16 protein-coding genes are annotated in these 19,428 nt (G+C 59.7%); 6 read left to right on the top strand and 10 right to left on the bottom strand.

Annotated elements, in window-relative coordinates:
• Positions 1-69 precede the first annotated feature (69 nt).
• Entirely contained in the window at positions 70-1,248 is a 1,179-nt protein-coding gene (locus RGM3321_RS04875; RefSeq protein ID WP_244391820.1) for an acetyl-CoA C-acetyltransferase, read from the top strand.
• A gap of 6 nt (positions 1,249-1,254) precedes the next feature.
• On the opposite strand, the gene RGM3321_RS04870 is transcribed toward RGM3321_RS04875, so the two are convergent.
• From RGM3321_RS04870 to ptsP, 3 genes are read right to left on the bottom strand one after another with little or no spacing between them, the layout of a single operon-like run.
• Entirely contained in the window at positions 1,255-3,009 is a 1,755-nt protein-coding gene (locus RGM3321_RS04870; RefSeq protein ID WP_244391819.1) for a PTS fructose-like transporter subunit IIB, read from the bottom strand.
• 12 nt (positions 3,010-3,021) lie between these two features.
• Complete coding sequence (gene pfkB / locus RGM3321_RS04865; protein WP_244391817.1) at positions 3,022-3,963, bottom strand: 1-phosphofructokinase; 942 nt, start codon at positions 3,961-3,963, stop codon at positions 3,022-3,024.
• Positions 3,963-6,830, bottom strand: coding sequence for a phosphoenolpyruvate--protein phosphotransferase (gene ptsP / locus RGM3321_RS04860; RefSeq protein WP_244391816.1), 2,868 nt, complete (start codon positions 6,828-6,830; stop codon positions 3,963-3,965). The genes pfkB and ptsP overlap by 1 nt, the downstream gene beginning before the upstream one ends.
• Positions 6,831-7,184: 354 nt before the next feature.
• Between ptsP and cra the strand changes: the two genes are divergently transcribed.
• Both cra and RGM3321_RS04850 read left to right on the top strand, forming a co-directional pair.
• Positions 7,185-8,180 carry a catabolite repressor/activator gene (cra, locus tag RGM3321_RS04855; protein WP_244391815.1) on the top strand — a complete coding sequence of 332 codons (996 nt, stop codon included), beginning with the start codon at positions 7,185-7,187 and terminating at the stop codon, positions 8,178-8,180.
• Positions 8,177-8,977: a TatD family hydrolase gene (locus RGM3321_RS04850; protein WP_244391814.1), complete on the top strand. Its 801-nt coding sequence runs from the start codon at positions 8,177-8,179 to the stop codon at positions 8,975-8,977. The genes cra and RGM3321_RS04850 overlap by 4 nt, the downstream gene beginning before the upstream one ends.
• 33 nt (positions 8,978-9,010) lie before the next feature.
• Here the strand turns inward: RGM3321_RS04850 and ampE are convergent, their stop codons facing one another.
• From ampE to RGM3321_RS04835, 3 genes are all read right to left on the bottom strand, one after another.
• Entirely contained in the window at positions 9,011-9,847 is an 837-nt protein-coding gene (ampE, locus tag RGM3321_RS04845) for a regulatory signaling modulator protein AmpE (RefSeq protein WP_010196296.1), read from the bottom strand.
• Between the two features lie 15 nt (positions 9,848-9,862).
• Positions 9,863-10,411, bottom strand: coding sequence for a 1,6-anhydro-N-acetylmuramyl-L-alanine amidase AmpD (gene ampD, locus RGM3321_RS04840; RefSeq protein ID WP_122281790.1), 549 nt, complete (start codon positions 10,409-10,411; stop codon positions 9,863-9,865).
• Positions 10,412-10,594: 183 nt separating this feature from the next.
• Entirely contained in the window at positions 10,595-12,850 is a 2,256-nt protein-coding gene (locus RGM3321_RS04835; protein WP_244391813.1) for a DUF1631 domain-containing protein, read from the bottom strand.
• A gap of 351 nt (positions 12,851-13,201) precedes the next feature.
• Here RGM3321_RS04835 and nadC point away from each other — a divergent pair, with 351 nt between their 5' ends.
• From nadC to RGM3321_RS04820, 3 genes are read left to right on the top strand one after another with little or no spacing between them, the layout of a single operon-like run.
• Positions 13,202-14,050 carry a carboxylating nicotinate-nucleotide diphosphorylase gene (nadC, locus tag RGM3321_RS04830; protein WP_244391812.1) on the top strand — a complete coding sequence of 283 codons (849 nt, stop codon included), beginning with the start codon at positions 13,202-13,204 and terminating at the stop codon, positions 14,048-14,050.
• A 57-nt stretch (positions 14,051-14,107) separates the two neighbouring features.
• Entirely contained in the window at positions 14,108-15,184 is a 1,077-nt protein-coding gene (locus tag RGM3321_RS04825) for a TIGR00266 family protein (RefSeq protein WP_244391810.1), read from the top strand.
• 60 nt (positions 15,185-15,244) lie between these two features.
• Positions 15,245-16,486 (top strand): VWA domain-containing protein, encoded by a 1,242-nt coding sequence (locus tag RGM3321_RS04820; protein WP_244391809.1) that lies wholly within the window; start codon positions 15,245-15,247, stop codon positions 16,484-16,486.
• Positions 16,487-16,687: 201 nt separating this feature from the next.
• Here the strand turns inward: RGM3321_RS04820 and RGM3321_RS04815 are convergent, their stop codons facing one another.
• Genes RGM3321_RS04815 through RGM3321_RS04800 form a run of 4 tightly spaced genes read right to left on the bottom strand, consistent with a single transcriptional unit; the run spans position 16,688 to position 19,417 of the window.
• On the bottom strand, positions 16,688-17,266 hold the full coding sequence (locus RGM3321_RS04815; protein WP_002552039.1) for a TerD family protein: 579 nt from the start codon (positions 17,264-17,266) through the stop codon (positions 16,688-16,690).
• Positions 17,267-17,303: 37 nt separating this feature from the next.
• The gene (locus tag RGM3321_RS04810; RefSeq protein ID WP_058400353.1) at positions 17,304-17,879 is read right to left on the bottom strand and encodes a TerD family protein; all 576 of its coding nucleotides are present in this window, start codon (positions 17,877-17,879) and stop codon (positions 17,304-17,306) included.
• A gap of 27 nt (positions 17,880-17,906) precedes the next feature.
• Positions 17,907-18,941: a TerC/Alx family metal homeostasis membrane protein gene (locus RGM3321_RS04805; protein WP_004663703.1), complete on the bottom strand. Its 1,035-nt coding sequence runs from the start codon at positions 18,939-18,941 to the stop codon at positions 17,907-17,909.
• 26 nt (positions 18,942-18,967) lie between these two features.
• Positions 18,968-19,417, bottom strand: a complete 450-nt coding sequence (locus tag RGM3321_RS04800) for a tellurite resistance TerB family protein (RefSeq protein ID WP_002552036.1) — start codon at positions 19,415-19,417, stop codon at positions 18,968-18,970.
• Positions 19,418-19,428: the final 11 nt, after the last annotated feature.

The raw sequence follows: 19,428 nt of genomic DNA, 5'->3' as shown, positions 1-19,428 counted from the left end.
GTTCACGGTTGGAACCTGCCTGCCTATCTGTGCCACCATGAGCCCTCAATAACAATGAGGATCAGCACCATGCAGGACGTCGTTATCGTCGCCGCCACCCGTACCGCCGTCGGCAGTTTCCAAGGGTCTCTGGCTGCCGTTGCTGCTGTAGATCTTGGCGCTGCAGTCATTCGCCAACTGCTGGTGCAGACCGGCGTGGACGGCGCGCAAGTCGATGAAGTCATCATGGGCCAGGTGCTGACCGCCGGAGCAGGCCAGAACCCGGCGCGACAGGCCGCCATCAAGGCGGGCCTGCCCTTCTCCGTACCGGCCATGACCCTGAACAAGGTCTGCGGCTCAGGCCTCAAGGCACTGCACCTGGCGACCCAGGCGATTCGCTGCGGTGATGCCGAAATCATCATTGCTGGCGGCCAGGAAAACATGAGCCTGTCCAACTACGTGCTGCCGGGCGCACGCACCGGTTTGCGCATGGGCCACACCAGCATGGTCGACACCATGATCACTGACGGTCTGTGGGATGCATTCAATGATTACCACATGGGCATCACCGCCGAGAACCTAGCGCAGCAGTACGACATCAGCCGTGAAGCCCAGGATCAGTTCGCTGCCCTGTCTCAGCAAAAAGCGACTGCGGCCATTGAAGGCGGACGCTTTGTCGATGAGATCACTCCGATTCTGATCCCTCAGCGCAAGGGCGAGCCGTTGTCCTTTGCCACTGACGAACAGCCTCGCGCTGGCACCACGGCTGAAACACTCGGCAAACTCAAACCTGCGTTCAAGAAGGACGGCACCGTCACCGCCGGTAATGCGTCTTCGCTCAACGACGGTGCCGCCGCCGTGATGCTGATGAGCGCGGCCAAAGCCGAGCAGTTGGGCCTGCCAGTGCTGGCGCGCATCGCCGCATACGCCAACGCAGGTGTCGACCCGGCCATCATGGGCATCGGCCCGGTCAGTGCAACCCGGCGCTGCCTGGACAAAGCTGGCTGGTCGCTGGACGAACTGGACCTGATCGAAGCCAACGAAGCCTTTGCCGCACAGTCGCTGTCGGTCGGCAAGGAACTGGGGCTGAACCCGCAAAAGCTGAACGTCAATGGTGGCGCCATCGCCCTTGGCCACCCGATTGGCGCGTCGGGCTGCCGCGTGCTGGTGACGTTGCTGCACGAGATGATCAGGCGCGATGCGAAGAAGGGCCTGGCCACGCTGTGCATCGGCGGTGGCCAGGGGGTTGCCCTCGCGCTGGCACGCTGAGGGCGCTTACGATCGTAATCGGGCGCCTGCGGGCGCCACTTCCATGTCCACGGGCTCTGGACGCTTGATCAGCGCGTAGACCACGCCGGTCAGCACGCTACCGGCGATAATCGCTAGCAGATACAACAGCGCATGGTTGATGGCGTTGGGGATCAGCATCACAAACAGGCCGCCGTGTGGCGCCATCAGCTTGCAGCCGAAGTACATCGACAATGCACCGGTCAGCGCGCCACCCACGACACTGGCCGGAATGACCCGCAACGGATCCTTGGCGGCAAACGGAATGGCACCTTCGGAAATAAAGCACAGCCCCAGCACGAACGCCGCCTTGCCCGCCTCTCGCTCGCTCTGGGCGAACTTGCGGCGGGCCAGAATCGTGGCGATGCCCATACCGATGGGCGGCACCATACCGGCAGCCATGGCAGTGGCCATCGGCGCGTAGCTCTGGGACGCCAGCAGACCGACGGAGAACGCATAGGACGCCTTGTTGATCGGCCCACCAAGGTCGACGCACATCATTGCACCGAGCACCACGCCCAGCAGGATGGCGTTGGTGGTGCCCATGCTGTCGAGGAAGTGAGTCAAGGCTTCCAGCATGCCCGCGACCGGCTTGCCGACCACGTAGATCATGACCAGACCAGTGAACAGGCTCGACAGCAACGGAATGATCAGAATCGGCTTGAGCGCTTCGATGCTGGCTGGCAGGCGTGCATAGCGGTTGATCGCTGCAGCACTGTAACCGGCCAGAAAACCGGCGATGATACCGCCAATGAATCCGGCACCCAGCGTACTCGCCAGCAGACCGCCGATCATGCCAGGCGCAAGCCCCGGGCGATCAGCAATCGAATACGCGATGTAACCGGCCAGCAATGGAACCATGAGTTTGAACGCAGCTTCCCCGCCGATCTGCATCAAGGCCGCCGCCAGCGTGCCTTGCTCTTTGAACGCGGTAATGCCGAACACAAACGACAGGGCGATTAACAGACCACCTGCCACCACCATCGGCAGCATGAACGAAACACCGGTCAGCAGGTGCTTGTACACACCTGCCTTTTCTTGCCTGGCAGGAGATTTGTCAGCAGCCTCGTCGGACTCGACCTGGCCTTCTGCCAAGGCTTTTTTCAACGTTGCTTCGGACTGCTTGAGCGCGATCCCGGTGCCGCAACGGTAGATTTTCTTGCCGGCAAAACGATCAGTATTGACCTCGATATCTGCCGCCAGCAGCACCACGTCGGCCTCAGCGATGGCCTTGGCGCTGAGCGGGTTGCGCGCGCCAACCGAGCCCTGGGTTTCGACCTGCAGGTCGTAATTCAGACGCTTGGCCGCTTGCTGGATCGCTTCGGCAGCCATGAACGTGTGCGCAACCCCAGTCGGGCAGGCTGTGATCGCAACAATGCGCGGCTGCGCACCGGCACCCTCGGTTGCTTGAGGCGTGACCGCCTCAGACGCCGCATGCACCTGCGCTTCTCGCTCGGCGCGTTGCAGAAAACCGTCGACGTCCTGCAACGCATGGGCAGGCGAATCCTGAAACAGACGTTTGCCGACAAAGCGGCTCAAATCCACCGGACCGGTATTGACCACAAGAACAAGGTCGGCGGCTTCGATGTCCTGGGCGGACAACTGCTGGTCCGATTTGTTGGGATCGATGATTTCGACGCTGGTTTCCCAGCCCTGGCGCAATGCCGCCGCTTCGAGCAATCGTGCGCTGAGTACGCTGCTGACCTTGCCGTTCGGGCAGGCCGTAACTATGGCTAACTTCATGACGATCCTCTCTTATTGTTCTGAAAGGCTGCGTACAGTGACGCCGCCTTCAAGCCGTTTGAGTTGCGCGGCATCGGTGATACCGAAACCGATCTGGGTCACTGCCATGGCGGCAATCGCTGTGGCAGTGCGCAAGGTCTTCTGTGGCTCGTGAGCGCTGATCAGCCCGTGCACCATGCCGGCCAGAAGCGAATCACCAGCACCTACCGTGCTGGCCACCGTGACCTTGGGCGGCAGCGAGTGCAGCGCCACACTTGGACTGAACCAGTGCACGCCTTCAGAGCCTTGAGAGATCACCACATGCTCAATGCCCTGCGTGTGCAGGCGAGCAGCCACTTCGGCTTGCGCGGCAATGGAAATGATCGGAGCGTCGAGCGCATCGGCCAGTTCCTCGGTGTTGGGCTTGATCAGCCACGGCCCAGCGGTAAGACCGGCGCGCAGGGCCAGGCCGCTGCTGTCCAGCGCTACTTTCAGACCGAGGTCCTTGAGCATCACTAATAGTTTGTGCAGCCACTCCGGCGTGACACCACGCGGCAAGCTGCCAGCAACGACCACAACGTCGAAACCTGACGCAATCTGTTGCACACGGGTGAACAGCGCTTGCTGTGCCTCTTCACTGACCTGCGGGCCAGGGCCGTTCAGGTCGGTGATGCGGCCACTGCCTTCGGCCAGCTTGATATTGCTGCGGGTTTCTCCCGGCACGCGGACGAACTCGTCAACAAAGTTGCGACGTTCGAACAACGCCTCGAACGCTTGCTGGTTGTCGACACCGAGAAAACCGGCAACGGTCAGGTCGTGGCCCAGGTCAGCCAGCACCTGCGCCACATTCAGGCCTTTGCCCGCTGCGTGAGTGAGCATTGCATTGCTGCGATTGACCTGGCCCAGCTCCAGTTGGCCCAACTGCACAGTCAGGTCCAGCGCCGGGTTCATGGTCAGGGTAAGAATCTTAGCCATTACACAGCCTCCACAAGCGCGCGGACTTCGGCAGCGCTGCCCGCCGTCAGCGCATTTTGCGCCAGTTGGCGCGCGCTGCTCAGGGTCAGTTCACGGACGCAGGCCTTGACCTCGCCAATGCTGCGCGCCGATACACTCAATTCATCCACGCCCAGCCCGACCAGAATCGGCACCGCCAGCGGGTCGGCGGCCAGTTCGCCGCATACGCCCACCCATTTACCGTTGGCATGCGCAGCGCGCACGGTCATGTCGATCAGTTGCAGCACCGACGGGTGCAGGCCGTCAGCCTGGGCCGACAGCGTCGGGTGACCACGGTCGATGGCCATGGTGTATTGCGTCAGGTCATTGGTGCCGATGCTGAAGAAGTCCACTTCCTTCGCCAGCACCGGGGCGATCAGCGCAGCCGATGGCACTTCGATCATGATCCCCAGTTGCAGGTCGCTGACCGGAATTTCCTCGCGCAACCGCTCGGTCATCTCCCGCGCCTGACGCCACTCTTCAAGCGTGCCGATCATCGGGAACATGATGCGCAACGGGCCGCTGTCTGCCGCGCGTAACAGGGCGCGCAGCTGGCTTTCCATCACATCTGGACGTTGCAGGGTCAGACGGATACCGCGTACGCCAAGGAACGGGTTTTCCTCTTTGGCGATCGGCCAGTAAGGCAGTGGTTTGTCGCCACCCACGTCCAGCGTACGCACCACCAGCGGACGGCCGCCCAGATCAGTCAGCACGCGACGGTATTCAGCTTCCTGGGTAGCTTCATCGGGGGCCTGGGAGTGCGCCATGAACAGCAGTTCGGTGCGCAGCAGGCCAACGCCTTCCGCGCCCTGCTCCACAGCCGCTGGCGTCCCGGTGCTGTCACCGATATTGGCGAAGACTTCGACGGCATGCCCGTCACGCGTCACCGCAGGCTCCATACGCGCTGCCGCTGCGGCCTTGAGACGCTCTTCGCGGGCATCACGGTCCTGGGCGGCGCGCTGCAGGGTTGCTTCATCGGGTGCGACGGTCAGCCGCCCGCGCTGGCTGTCGAGCAGCAGTACGGTGCCGGGCTTGAGCAGCAGCACTTCGTCACCGGCACCAACCAGTGCGGGAATGCCCAGCGCACGCGCCACGATGGCACTGTGCGCGGTCGCACCGCCACGGGCGGTGAGGATGCCAGCGACCTGCGCCGGGTCCAGACGGGCTACGTCGGATGGGCCGACTTCGTCCATCACCAGAATGTAAGGTTCGTCCGGGGCCGCAACGGTTTCGACACCGCAGATCTGCGCCAGCACGCGACGACCCACATCACGCAGGTCGGCGGCACGCTCGGCCAGCAGCGCGTCCTGCAGTTGTTCCTGCTGAACGGCAGCGGTCTCGATGACCGTGGCCCAGGCCGCAGCCGCGCTTTCGTCGTTGTTGAGGCGCGCCTCGACTTCGTTGGTCAGTTCCGGGTCTTCGAGCATTTCCTGGTGGGTGATGAAGATTTCCCGGATGGCCTTGGACTTGCTGTGCTGAATGAGGTTTTCGATGTCGCTGCGGACTTCACCGATCGCCTTGTGCAGACGCTCGCGTTCGGCAGCCACAGACTCACCCTGCTGCGGATAATCAAAGCTTTGCAGCACCTGAACGTGGGCCGGACCGATGGCAATACCCGGCGAAGCAGAGACGGCCTGCAACACGCTACCGGCAGCCGGGGCGTTGAGCGGCTTGGCTACAGCAGCAGGCGCTGGTGCAGCCTGAGCCTCTGAAGCAACGGGCAACGGTTCGACTTCTTCACCCAGGCCCTGCTCCACTGCGGCGATCAGGGCAGGCAACGCATCGTTGGCAATCGTCGGTTCGGCAATGAACTCCAGCGTCTGACCACGGCGTGCGCCGAGGCTGAGCAGCTTGCTCAGGCTCTTGGCCGACACCGCGGATTCGCCGCTTTCCAGCACGCGCATGCGGATCTCGCCGTCAAACTCCTTGGCCAGTTGCGCCAGTATCTTCGCCGGACGGGCGTGCAGGCCATGGGCGTTGGCCAGCTGGACACGCTGGGTCGGCCATTCGGCAGGCACTTCGCCGCCCAGGGCTTCCAGCACAACGCGACTGTTGGTCGCGTGGCCCAACTCATGACCACGGCCTTCGATCAGCAATAGGCACAGACGCTCCAGCAGCGCCTGATGTGCCTCACCCAGACTGGCGAGGCAGAACAGACCGGTCAGCGGCTGGCCCAGATAACGGATAGGTTTGTCCGGCGTGACGAACGCCAGACCAGGACGTTTAACCGTTTGCTCGCTGTGCAGCCACCACAGGCCATCACCCAGCGACAACGCTTCAACCTGCTGCAGCACGGCAGCGAAACCGTTGCTCACGCAGTCGGCTTTGCGCAGCAGGCGTGCGCCGCGCCAGACCAGTTCTTCAAAATCGTCGGCCGATACGCCGAGGCTGATCATCTGTGCGTCGAGCGCCAATTCCTGAGGTGCGCCCTGCAGCAGTTTGAGCAGGTCTTCCGGCGTCCTGGCTTCACGCAGCGCCTGGCCCAGATCCTCTTCACCCAACGCGCGGGTCAGCAGCTGCAGCAGACGCAAGTGCTCATCGGACTTGGCCGCAATACCAATCGCCAGATAGACCATTTGCCCGTCGCCCCAGTCCACCCCTTCGGGGAACTGCATCAGACGCACACCGGTGGTAACCACCAGATCGCGGGTTTCGGGTGTACCGTGCGGGATGGCAATGCCTTGACCGAGAAAGGTCGAGCCCTGCTGCTCACGGCTCATCAGCCCGGTGAGGTAGCCCTCGGCAACCAGGCCATCAGCGACCAGGTGGTCGGCAATCAACTTAAGTGCGGCAGTTTTATCCACAGCCGACCGGGCCATGGATATTTGCTCCAGAGTGAGTTCGAGCATTGCCTTGACTCCTGTGCAGCGCCAAGGCGCCACCTGATTCTTGTTTTAATGACGATCACGTGATCGACAGCTTGGGGGGATGCAAGTGATGCTTGTCCGGACATCGTATCGGACATCACTTTCATCTCGATTGCAGCAGACAACAGGCGTGCTGAATCGTTTAATCTACAATTGCCCGGCACGTTACTCGATTCTGAGGATTCATTGAAGCCCAGTCGGTCTGATCACTGTGGGACACTTCCCAAAATACTTGAAGCACATGGGAATTTCCTACGGTCTGGTGTAAAGATCATCGTCATAGCAAAAATAATTCGACTGTCCAGAGCCACTTACCTGACTAAAGGAAATTTCGGGGTGAAACTGAGCGATATTGCACGTCTGGCAGGTGTTTCTGTCACTACGGCCAGTTACGTGATCAATGGCAAGGCCGAACAACAACGCATCAGCCCGGCAACAGTCGAGCGCGTCAAGGCAGTGGTCGAGCAGTACGACTTCCGGCCCAACCCGCAAGCGGCGGGCCTGCGCAGCCGTCATAGCAAAACGCTGGGCTTCATCCTGCCGGACCTGGAAAACCCCAGTTATGCGCGCATCGCCAAATTGCTTGAACAGGGCGCACGCAGTCTCGGCTATCAACTGCTGATTGCCAGCTCCGATGACGACCCTGTCAGCGAACTGCAGCTCTTGCAGCTTTTCCGTGCACGCCGCTGCGATGCACTGCTGGTCGCCAGCTGCCTGCCGCCCGATGACGACAGCTACCGCGACTTGCAGCTCAAGGGCATGCCGATCATCGCCATCGACCGGGAAATGAATCCCGAATTTTTCTGCTCGGTCGTCAGCGACGACCGTGACGCGAGCCTGCAACTGACCCGCAGCCTGCTGCAAACCCGACCGCGACACATCGCCCTGATCGGAGCACGCCCAGAGCTGAGCATCAGTCGCGAGCGTGCCGCAGGCTTCGAACACGCACTCGACGGCTTTACCGGAGCCACCATCATCGAGCACGGCGAAGCGTTCAGCCGTCAGTGTGGCCAGCGTTTGATGACCGAGATGCTACAGCGTCAGGGGCATTTTCCCGATGCGCTGATCACCACGTCCTATGTGCTGCTGCAAGGCGTGTTCGATGTGCTGCAAAGTCAGGCACTGCAATCGACTCAATTGCACCTGGGTACCTTCGGCGATACACAACTGCTGGACTTCCTGCCGTTGCCCGTCAATGCCATGGCCCAGCAGCACCAATTGATCGCCGACACGGCACTGCAGCTAGCCCTGGCCGCTATCGAGAAGGATACTTATCAGCCTGGCGTCCATGCCATTGCACGCGCCTTCAAGCAACGTATTCACGAGGTTTGAATGTGACGCTGATCGATACCCACACCCACCTGGACTTTGCGGACTTCGATGCCGACCGCGCCCAGGTCCTGGATAGCTGCCTGTCACTCGGCGTGCAGCGCATCGTGGTGCTCGGTGTATATCAGCGCAACTGGCGGCGACTATGGGAGCTGACCGAAGCCAACCCTGCCCTGCATGCAGCTTTCGGGCTGCATCCGGTGTACATCAATGAGCACCGGACCGAACACCTGGACGAGCTGGCGGACTGGCTGACGCGTCTGCAAGGCCATCCGCAGTTGTGTGCAGTGGGCGAGACCGGTCTGGATTATTACGTCGAGCATCCGGACAAGCCACGTCAGCAGGAGCTCTTTGAAGCACAACTGCAATTGGCATCAGACTTCAACCTGCCCGCCCTGCTGCATGTGCGCCGCAGTCACGCTGACGTAATTGCCGCCCTCAAACGCCACAAACTCAAACGCAGCGGCATCGTTCACGCCTTTGCAGGCAGTCGTGAAGAGGCGCGTGAATACATAAAGCTGGGTTTCAAACTGGGCCTGGGCGGCGCAGCGACATGGCCGCAGGCGCTGCGCATGCATCGTGTCATCGCCGAGCTGCCGCTGGACAGCGTCGTGCTGGAAACCGACTCACCGGACATGGCACCTGCCATGCATCCCTACACGCGCAACAGCCCGCAGCACTTGCCTGACATTTGCCAGGCGCTCGCCGACCTGATGAACATCCCCTCTGAGCGTCTGGCCCAAGCGAGCACCGACAATGCCTGCGAGCTGTTCGGCTGGCCTCGTAAGGCCAGCGCCTAAGTCAAAATCGTTGGGTCAAAACTACTGAGCGAATCAGCGCAACAGGGTCCACAACGCAAACCCTGCGTACCAGACAATCGCAGCACGAACCAGCAACTCCCAGAGCATGTCGAGACCGGTAACACCTTGCGGACCGATTACCGGCGGCGGCACCTCGCTGGCGGCGCAACCCACGCGCGTAATCAGCTGTGCGGCACTGATGTTCCAGTTGAGCAGTTCATGCAACATCACGCGGCTGACGGCTACAAAGTTGCCGACCAGCGCAAAGCTTGCGGCGAGCAGCCTGACCGGCACCCATTCAAAGGCGTGACGCAGTTGCCCTGCCCGCTCTACCAGTGCAGGTGTCGTGCCCTGCTCAGCGGCAAGCGCCAACAGTCTGTAGGCCAATGCAGCTACCGGGCCGAGCACGAAATACCAGAAAATCACGGCGAAGAAACTCTGAAACGCCTGCCAGAGCATGTAACCCTGCACGCCGTGCAGTAATTGCTCGCCGTTGTCTGCCTGCACACCCATGTCGCGCCCGGCCACGTGCACCGCAGCCTGCGTGTCACCACGCCTGCAGGCATCACGAAACGGTCCGAGTACCGCGATCAGATCAACCCGCCCCAGGCTGTAGATCAGCACCAGCAGGTGGATGGGCAGGACCAGCCAGCCATAGGCCACCGAGCCGATGATGGTCAGCGCCAGTTGCAGCAGCAGGACAGGCACTAGAACCAGCAGCGCCAGCATGACCCAGGGACGTGTCGCCGTCCGCGGGCTGGCTTCGAGCCTGGCCAGTTCCTTCAGCCAGGGCCCGTCACGCTGAACGCGCTGACGCAGCGCCGAAAACTTCTCGACAAGAACGGCCAGCAGTAGCACCAGAAAACTCATTGTTCGTCCCTCACATCAATCCAGCAAAGCCGCTTGAAACCTGGCCCAGTCGAAAAAGGGGCCTGGGTCAGTCTTGCGTCCCGGCGCTATGTCACTGTGACCGCAGATGCGCTCGGGGGTGATTGCCACGAAAGCCTGACGCAATTGACGCGTCAGGTCGATCAGAGCGTGGTACTGCGCCTCAGTGAACGGCTGCTCGTCAGTTCCTTCCAGCTCAATGCCGACAGAGAAGTCATTGCAGCCCTCACGACCCTGAAAACTGGAAACCCCTGCGTGCCACGCGCGATCAAGACAGGAGACGAACTGAATGACCTCGCCATCACGTTCAATCAGAAAATGCGCTGAAACGCGCAGATCGGCAATCCCCACAAAGTAGGGATGCTCGGTGCTGTCGAGCTGGTTCTGAAAGAAAGCCTGCACCTTGCCGGTCTTGAATTGCGCAGGCGGCAGACTGATGTTGTGGATGACCAGCAGCGAGATTTCGCCTTCGGGCCGTGCATTGAAGTTGGGTGAAGGGCAATGCTGTACGCCATCGCACCAGCCGCTTGCGGAGTCCAGTTGCATGAGCGCTCCTTGAACGGGCGGATAAGTGGCGCTGATTATGCCCGCGACAGGAATGGATGTGGAGGTTTAGTCACTGACCCGCGATGTAGGAAACACGCTCTACATAGCCAAGATGTGTGACGCGTAGCGTCACGAACTGCATGCCAACGCGGAGCGTCGGCAAGGCAGTCAGTTAAGTAACGATCAGGCGCCCTTGAGCTTGCGCAGGTTGCTGATGACCGATTCCAGTGCCCGGTCAAACAGCAGCGCATCATCAAGAATCCGCACGGCACCGCGCCGAAACTCGATGGCAAGACCGGTACGGGTCTTTTCCAGGACCTTCATGCCGGTTCGGTTGACGAACACATAGCGCCCGGTCGGCTCGACAATCGCGGTCAGTTTGCAGCGCAGCTTGTGCTCTTCATCTTCCTGAATCTCGACCCAGCAACCGACGCGCAATTTGTCGACCATCTGCAGACCGGCATCGTCGGCCGGCAGCTGCACAGTCGGCTCATTGAGCATCCGCTCTTCAGGTGTGACCAGAACGATTTCTTCAACAACGGCCATCATCGACGGGCTTTCAACGAGCTGTGCGCCTGTCAACGACATTTCACCACCTAGAGCATCATCACCGCCTTCCTGCAAGCGCGAGAAGTGCTGGAACGCCTGAACGTGCAGCGATTCCAGCTGGCTGAAAAATTCACTGGTGGCAAACGGGTCGAACGCGGCGCTGGTAAGGCCATCGCGCAGGGACTTGAGCAGCCCAGGCACCAGATCGAGCAAGCGCTGCAGCGCCTGGGGGTCGTCATGCTGTTCGACGCTCCAGATCAGCTCATCCATGGTCGCCAGCCCGGCCTGCCATTCGCTGGACTCTTCGCCATGCTTGAGGCAGGTCAGCAGAAGCACCTTGCTCCAGGCCTCCTGCAACAGACGCACAACCACTTCCGGCAATGTTCTGCCCAGCAGGCGCTGATTCAACTCATGCTGTACCTGCTGGCGTGCCAGTTCGGCACGCGCGCGCCCCTCTTCGGCATCGCGGGTGCGCTGTTCAAGCAGCTCGCTGCGACGACGTTCGTCACTGGTGAACGCCAGAAAATCCGCCAGCAATTCAGAGAAGATTGCCGGATCATCGACAAAGTCATTGAGCAGGCGCTGCACGATTTGCTCGACGCGCTGATAAAGCGAGTCGCGCTGATAGTCATCACGGCTGCCCCAACCCAGCGCGGCAGTGGCAATTTCGTTGAGCAGGCGGCGCGCCGGATGGCTGCCACGGCTGAAAAAGCTTTTATCGAGCACCGCCACTTTTAGCATCGGGATCTGCAAGCGTCCGATCAGCGCACGCAATGAAGGCGTAAGGTTGCGATCATCAAGGATGAACTCGAAGAGCATGGCAATCAGGTTGATCACGTCCTCGTCGCCGCCGCCGACAATCCTGGATTTGCCGGTTTTAACGTTGACTCGGGTCAGCAACTGTTCGAGCTGATTGCGCAGGTCAAAATCGTCTGCGGTGTCTTGAGAAGGGACGTACTGCTGCAGGTGAGAAAGCAGGCGCAGCAGGTCCCTGCTGGAAATCGGCCGAACCTCGGCATTGGGCTCATGACGCGGAGCAAGGTTGCCGCGAACCTGCAGCAACAATTCCTGCAGCGCAGAGAAAACCTCCTGCACCCCCTTGTCGAGCTTGTCGGCGGCTTCATTCAGTGCAGGATCGGACATCTCGGAAACGCGATTCCTGGGAGCCGCCCGATCAGACGATCGACGGGCCGGCAGTGCTTTCATATCCGGCAACACACCCGTGGCAATCAGCAGTTGATTGGCCTCACTGTAAAGGTGGTCAGTGTTGGCCAGGACGTATTTCTCGAACAGCTTGAGAATGATCAGCTTGACCTTTATCTCGACGCCAAGGCTACGTCCTGCATCCAGAAAAAACCGGCACAGCATTGCCGGACCCAACGGGTTGGAATCCTCGGCGATAGCTTGCGGAATCAGAACATTCAGGCGTGCAGTGAGCTGGCCCAGCGCGAGGCTGTCGCGGCTCATGACCTTGCTGACCATCGCATCCACAGCCACGGTCTTCTCGAGGTCATCGTTATGCACCAGCGCCAGTTTGTCGAACGACACGGCGGCGGGCAGCACGGGCTCGTGAATCTGATACTGGCCCAAAGCCAGAAAAGACTCATAAAACTTGTCGAGGAAGCCACGCTCGATACTTTTGCGCTTCAGGCGCAGGTCGCGCATGGCTTCGAAGAAGATGTTCTGATCAGTGTTGCTGCGGGCGCTGTCCGCCATTTCGAAGAGTGTATCGTCGGCGTTGTCGAACAGCGCCTGCAACGCATCCTTGAGCTGCTGGGCCGCCTTGTCGCGGACCTGCAACAACACAACAGGTAATCGGGCCAAAGGAGTACCGGCCCCCTGCGCTGGGAGCAGCTTGCTCAACGGCACTACTTTTTCGTCGTTCGGCATTACACCCCCTGAGAGGAAACAACCTGAACCCCATCACAAACGCGGCTTGCTACCCTCGCACTGTGAAGCGACCCGCTTGGCCTTGCAAAACGTCAAAGTCATGACGTCAATTACAAGTCGGATTATCTTTCAAAACTTGTCATCAACGCCAGTGAGACTTCGTTCATTGTCGTGAGAACTGTGACAAGGCACTCATATGCTGCGATAGACCGCGATATTCGCTTTCCATCGCAAACGAATTTGCCAAACCGACCAACTGCATGTTCTCAAGGCTGCACCGGAGCATCGCCGCAGGTGGGTTAGCGGTGTGTGGTGCCTTATACTCGGACGACTTTGCTACTGGAGCCCGCTATGCCGAATTTACGAATTGCCGACCTGACCGCCGAGATCGAAGCCAATGTGCGCCGCGCATTGCTTGAGGATGTCGGCAGCGGCGATATCACCGCCCAATTGATTCCGGCAGAACGGCTGGCCAAGGCCACCATCATTTCCCGCGATGCAGCGGTGATCGCGGGCACCGCATGGGTCGATACGGTCTTCCGGCAACTGGACCCTCGCGTGGCGGTGCACTGGCAGGTGACCGATGGCGACCGGGTCAGCCCGAATCAAGCGCTGTTTCACCTGGAAGGTCCGGCTCGCTCGCTGCTAACCGGCGAACGCAGCGCGCTCAACTTTCTCCAGATGCTCTCGGGTGTGGCCACGCGTGCGCAGTACTTCGCCGACATGGTCTCGGGCACCCAGGTCAAATTGCTGGACACCCGCAAGACGCTGCCGGGCCTGCGCCTGGCGCAAAAATACGCCGTCACCTGCGGTGGCTGTCATAACCATCGCATCGGTCTGTACGACGCGTTTCTGATCAAGGAAAACCATATCGCAGCCTGTGGCGGTATTGCCCAGGCGGTAGAGGCAGCCCACCGGATTGCACCGGGCAAGCCTGTGGAAGTTGAGGTGGAAAGCCTGAGTGAACTCAAGCAGGCGCTGGACGCAGGCGCCGATATCATCATGCTCGATGAGCTCAGCCTCGATGACATGCGCGAAGCCGTGCGTCTGACCTCAGGCCGCGCCCGCCTGGAAGCCAGCGGCGGCATCAATGACGACACCCTGCGGGTAATTGCCGAGACCGGTGTGGATTACATTTCCATTGGTGCGATGACCAAGGACGTGAAGGCCGTGGACCTGTCCATGCGCCTGAGCCTCTGATATCGCGCAAAAACGCGCGCACAAACGACTGTCACGATTCGCTCGGGAGTAGACGCTTTGGAACTATGGTTTGTGATGAATGCGGGCCGACAGCTTGGCCCGATGGACGCGGACGCTGCACGGCTGATTGCCCGTGAGTCGCCCGGTGCATGGTGCTGGAAACAGGGCATGCCGGACTGGCAGCCGATCTATCAGGTGCCGCAGGTGCGCGCCATGAAGAAGGACGGCGTGACACCTTTCCCGGACCCGACGCCAGACATGATCCAGCCGAAGCCGTCCGGGCTGCCCGCACAGGCGGCATCCACACCTGCTGCACCTGCACCTCCTGCCAAGCGTCCTTCATTCACGCCAGACCCGAACGCCTCGGGCGGCTATGGCCTGACGCAGACCACTGATGGCGTGGACTTCAAGCTGTACGGTGCGGAAACGCAATTCGTCGAGCTGGAGCTTGATCCCGGCGAAAGCGCCGTCGCCGAAGCCGGGGCGATGATGTACAAGACCTGCGACGTGCAGATGGAAACCATCTTCGGCGACGGCAGCAACCAGTCTTCAGGGCTGCTGGGTTCGCTGTTCGGTGCAGGCAAGCGCATGCTGACCGGCGAAAGCCTGTTCACCACGGTGTTTTCGCAACAGGGTTCGGGCAAAGGACGCGTAGCGTTTGCAGCACCCTACCCCGGCACTATCCTGCCACTGAACCTGCGTGATTTCGGCGGCAAACTGATCTGCCAGAAGGACAGCTTTCTGGCCGGTGCCAAAGGTGTATCCATTGGTATCCAGTTTCAGAAAAAAATCCTCACTGGCCTGTTCGGTGGCGAAGGTTTCATTCTGCAAAAGCTGGAAGGCGACGGCTGGGTATTCGTGCACATGGGCGGCACAGTGCGCAAGATCGAGCTGGCGGCAGGCGAATCGCTGGATGTCGATACCGGATGTCTGGCGGCCATGACGCAGACAGTCGATTACGATATCCGCATGGTTGGTGGCGGTATCAAGTCGATGCTGTTCGGCGGCGAAGGCGTGTTTTTCGCCAGGCTGACCGGGCCTGGCACCGTGTGGCTGCAAAGCCTGCCCTTCTCGCGACTGGCCGGGCGCATGCTGGCAGCAGGGCCTGCCGGGGTGGGCAGAAGCGAACGTTAACGTCAGCACATCGCCATTCGACCGAGGGCCATGCTGCGCCCTCACTGCCAAGGAAGAGACATGCAGATTACTCAAGGTCAACGCGTCCCACTGCCCAGCTTGGTTCAGGGCACTGATCTCACCCTGTCTATTGCCATCAAGTCCGCACAGGTCATTGATTACGTCTGCTTCGGCATCGATGCCGACGGCAAGCTGTCGGACGACCGCTACATGGTTTTCTTCAATCAGCCGAGCAGCCCCTGCAACAGCGTAAAACAAGTGAATGGCGGGGATTTTCAGCTATCGCTCGCGGGCTTGCCTGCCTCGATAGAGCGATTGGTATTTACTGCGTCCATTGATGGCGCGGGCACCATGAGCGAGATTCAGGCGAGCCATTTCAGCATCCAGAGTCAGGGCCGCGAAGTGGCCCGCGGCGAGTTCTCCGGGGCAACCTTCAACGCCGAAAAAGCCATCATGGTCGCCGATATCTATCGCAAGAACGGCGAGTGGCGCATCGCCTCCAATCTGCAGGGCTATAACGCCGGGCTGGACGCGCTGGTAGTGCATTTCGGCGGCGAAGTGGCTGATGCTCCAGCACCCGCGCCAGCCGCACCCGCGCGTATTTCGCTGGAAAAGAAAATCGCTGACGCCGCACCGCAGTTGATAAGCCTGGCCAAAAAGGCTCAGGTCAGCCTGGAAAAAGCCAGACTGACCGATACCAAGGCACGGGTCGGTCTGGTACTGGATGCGTCCGGTTCGATGAACCCGCAGTACACCCGCGGTCATGTTCAGGAAGTGGTAGATCGCCTGATTCCGCTTGCCGTGCATTTCGACGACGACGGCGCACTGGACTGCTGGGCCTTCGGGGCAAAGCCCCAGCAGTTAAATGCGGTGACGCTAAGCAACTTCCAGAACTTCATCAAAACCGATCATGGCGGCTGGAAAGACTGGGAACTGGGCGCACGCATCAACGATGAGCCAAAGGCAATGCGCATGGTCATCGACTACTACAAGAAGTCTGGTGACAAGACTCCGGTCTACATTTTGTTCATCAGCGATGGCGGCGTGCATCAGGATCGCGAAATTACCAGGTTGATGACCGAAGCGGCGAAGCTGCCGATCTTCTGGCAGTTCGTCGGCCTTGGCGGACGCGGTTACGGCATTCTGGAAAAGCTTGATGACATGGGCGGTCGCGTTGTCGACAACTGCAACTTCTTCGCCCTCGACCGCCTGGACGAGATCCCGGAAGAAAAGCTTTATGACCTGCTGATGGAGGAATTTCCCGACTGGTTGAAAGCGGCAAAGGGTGCAGGGATTTTGTAGCGCATCGAGCTCTCAACTATCGTACGACGCAGAGCGTCGAGAAATGCGTTCCCAGCCGGAGCGTGCGGAACAACAATATCAACTATCGTGCGACGCTCTGCGTCCTACGCTGGAGCGTGCGCAACGATAGCCTCGTAACCAGCCCCAATAAAAAACCCCCGCCATTGCTGGCGGGGGTTTTTATCGTGCGCTGCTCGGGGTTTAGCCGATTGCCACGCCGTGCGCTTCTGCCAACGGCTTCAGACCGCCCGCAAAGCCTTGGCCGATGGCCTTGAACTTGAACTCGTCGCCATTACGGTACAGCTCGCCGAAGATCATCGCTGTTTCGGTCGACGCGTCTTCCGACAGGTCGTAACGCGCGATTTCCTTGCCGTCAGCCTTGTTCACAACGCGGATGTAAGCGTTGGATACCTGACCAAAGCTCTGCTTGCGCTCTTCAGCCGAGTGGATAGTGACCGCAAAAACCAGCTTTTTGACCGCAGCGGCCAGACCGGTGAGCTTGACGTTTACCGACTCGTCATCACCATCGCCAGCACCAGAGCGGTTATCGCCCAGGTGCTCGACCGAACCATCAGCCGATTTCTTGTTGTTGTAGAAAATGAAGCTGTTGTCATCCAACACCTTGCCACTTTCACCAACGATAAAGACCGATGCGTCCAGATCGAACTCGGTGCCATCGGTAACACGTGGATCCCAGCCCAGGCCCACGGTGATTTCTGTCAGGCCCGGAGCCTCTTTCGAGAGCGAAACGTTACCGCCTTTACTCAGACTTACTGCCATGTTCGTAATCCTTTCTGGAAAAATGGTTAGGCGCGAATCAGAAATTCATGCCGAAAGAGTTGGCCACAGCTTTCAGGCCACCGGCGAAGCCGCTACCCACTGCGCGGAACTTCCACTCGCCATTGTTGCGGTACAGCTCGGCGAAGATCATCGCGGTTTCAGTCGAAGCGTCTTCCGCCAGGTCGTAGCGAACGATTTCCGAGCTGGATTTTTCATTCAGCACACGGATGAACGAGCCGCCCACCTGACCGAAGTTCTGCTTGCGGCTGTCAGCGTCGTGAATGGTCACCACGAAAACAACTTTCTCCACATCGGCAGGGACACGGGCCAGATCGACCTTGAGCACTTCGTCATCGCCATCACCAGCACCGGTACGGTTGTCACCGGTGTGTTCGACGGAACCATCGGCGCTCTTGAGCTGGTTGTAGAAAATGAAGTCAGCTTCACTGCGGACCTTGCCATTGGCGCCCAGCAGAAATGCGCTGGCGTCCAGGTCAAATTCCTGGCCGTCAGTGGCACGCGGATCCCAGCCCAGACCAATCAGTACATTGGTCAGGGTAGGGTCGGTTTTCGACAGCGAAAGGTTGCCACCTTTTTGCAGAGTCAAAGCCATGATTCGGTTATCTCCTTTATCCAGTGTTTACGCTTTTTCTTCAGCAGGTTCTTCTTTACCCGGGAAGAGCAGGCTTGCAACGATACCGATGATCAACACGACGACCACAACCAGCAGGCTGGTGTTGGCGCTGATCTCGTAACCGTGGTGGAACAGATGGTTGGTTGCGTTCAGGCCCAGTTTGATGGCGATGAAGAAGAGCAAGGCGATAACCGCTTTCTCCAGATGCACCAGATAGCGCTTGAGGGCTTCAAGAACGAAGTACAGGGTACGCAGACCAAGAATCGCGAACAGCATGGCCGAGAACACGATCAGCGGCTCGCGGCTCACGGCGATGATTGCCGGCACGGAGTCAAACGCGAACAGCACGTCGGAGATTTCAGCCACGACCAGACACAGGAACAACGGGGTCGCGAACAGAGCGCCCTTGGCGGCCAGGGTGATACCGGCGTTTTCCGGTTTTTTGACTTCTTCTTCCAGAACCGAGCGACGGACGAAGAAGTTGCTGCCGTGCAGCTTCGGCCATACCGGGAACAGCTTCTTGGCGAAGCGATACGCCATGTGCTGCGAGTAGTCGACTTCTTCGTCGTCGTCATCACCCGCTCTGAGCATCATGATGGCGGTCCAGGCAACGATGACCGCAAACACTACTTCAACCCACGGCCCCAGAGCCAGCAGGCCCGTACCAATGGCGACGAAGATGCCGCGGAAGACGATGGCACCTATGATGCCCCAGTACAGAACGCGGTGGCGCAGGCCATCCGGAATCTTGAACCAGGAGAACAACGCCATGAACACGAACAGGTTGTCGACGCTCAGCACTTTTTCCAGCGCGTAACCGGTAACGAACAGCGTGGCGACTTCAGAGCCGTGCTGCACATACAGGAAACCGGCAAAAGCCAGCGAAATGGCGACCCAGAAAATCGACCACGCCGAGGCTTGCGCGAGGGTGATCGGCTTGTTTCCCCGGTGGGAGAACATGTCGATAGCCATGGCTGTGATGGCCAGACCGACGAAAACCGCCATCGTGAGTGGAGGGAAGCCTAGAGAGGTGCTTTCCATTTAACTGCGTTCCTTAGGGTAAAAAATTACAGGTCGAAATCGGACGGGTTCAGGCCAAGCTCTCGGCAGATCGTGCGGCAGACTTCCCGCTCTTTCTCGTCGAAGCTGCCATCAGCGCCACCGATAGCACAGCAGACGCGCACCAGCAAACGGGCGGCATCTTCTTTCTTTTTGATCTTGCCGATGGTTTTCAACGCTTCGGCACGGCCAATTTCAAAATCGAACTCGAACTTGGAGCACGCTTCCTGAAAACCCTGAATGACTTCCTTCATGTCAAAAACTTTCAGTTCCTGAGAGTTCTGGATGAAGCCGGCCATTTTCTGCTTTTCACTGGAGCTGATATCGCCGTCAGCGGCCGATACCAGCGCACAGCCGGAAACCACAGCCTCCATGAATTCACGGTTCTTGAACTTCGAAACTTCCGAAGCAAGCTTGTCGCGAGCAGCCGTTGCGTTTGTTTTCAACCAGTCCAGCATGTCTATCTCCC

The sequence above is a fragment of the Pseudomonas sp. RGM 3321 genome, assembly GCF_022836805.1.
In the GTDB taxonomy this organism is placed as follows: Bacteria; Pseudomonadota; Gammaproteobacteria; order Pseudomonadales; family Pseudomonadaceae; genus Aquipseudomonas.
Note: the sequence above shows the minus strand (reverse complement) of the source record. Positions and strands in the feature narration are given on the sequence as shown.

What these genes read in the sequence shown, in the direction of transcription:
- RGM3321_RS04875 (WP_244391820.1), top strand. Translation starts at nt 70, where the DNA reads ATGCAGGACGTCGTTATCGTCGCCGCCACCCGTACCGCCGTCGGCAGT.
- RGM3321_RS04870 (WP_244391819.1), bottom strand. Translation starts at nt 3,009, where the DNA reads ATGAAGTTAGCCATAGTTACGGCCTGCCCGAACGGCAAGGTCAGCAGC.
- pfkB (WP_244391817.1), bottom strand. Translation starts at nt 3,963, where the DNA reads ATGGCTAAGATTCTTACCCTGACCATGAACCCGGCGCTGGACCTGACT.
- ptsP (WP_244391816.1), bottom strand. Translation starts at nt 6,830, where the DNA reads ATGCTCGAACTCACTCTGGAGCAAATATCCATGGCCCGGTCGGCTGTG.
- ampE (WP_010196296.1), bottom strand. Translation starts at nt 9,847, where the DNA reads ATGAGTTTTCTGGTGCTACTGCTGGCCGTTCTTGTCGAGAAGTTTTCG.
- ampD (WP_122281790.1), bottom strand. Translation starts at nt 10,411, where the DNA reads ATGCAACTGGACTCCGCAAGCGGCTGGTGCGATGGCGTACAGCATTGC.
- RGM3321_RS04835 (WP_244391813.1), bottom strand. Translation starts at nt 12,850, where the DNA reads ATGCCGAACGACGAAAAAGTAGTGCCGTTGAGCAAGCTGCTCCCAGCG.
- nadC (WP_244391812.1), top strand. Translation starts at nt 13,202, where the DNA reads ATGCCGAATTTACGAATTGCCGACCTGACCGCCGAGATCGAAGCCAAT.
- RGM3321_RS04820 (WP_244391809.1), top strand. Translation starts at nt 15,245, where the DNA reads ATGCAGATTACTCAAGGTCAACGCGTCCCACTGCCCAGCTTGGTTCAG.
- RGM3321_RS04815 (WP_002552039.1), bottom strand. Translation starts at nt 17,266, where the DNA reads ATGGCAGTAAGTCTGAGTAAAGGCGGTAACGTTTCGCTCTCGAAAGAG.
- RGM3321_RS04810 (WP_058400353.1), bottom strand. Translation starts at nt 17,879, where the DNA reads ATGGCTTTGACTCTGCAAAAAGGTGGCAACCTTTCGCTGTCGAAAACC.
- RGM3321_RS04805 (WP_004663703.1), bottom strand. Translation starts at nt 18,941, where the DNA reads ATGGAAAGCACCTCTCTAGGCTTCCCTCCACTCACGATGGCGGTTTTC.
- RGM3321_RS04800 (WP_002552036.1), bottom strand. Translation starts at nt 19,417, where the DNA reads ATGCTGGACTGGTTGAAAACAAACGCAACGGCTGCTCGCGACAAGCTT.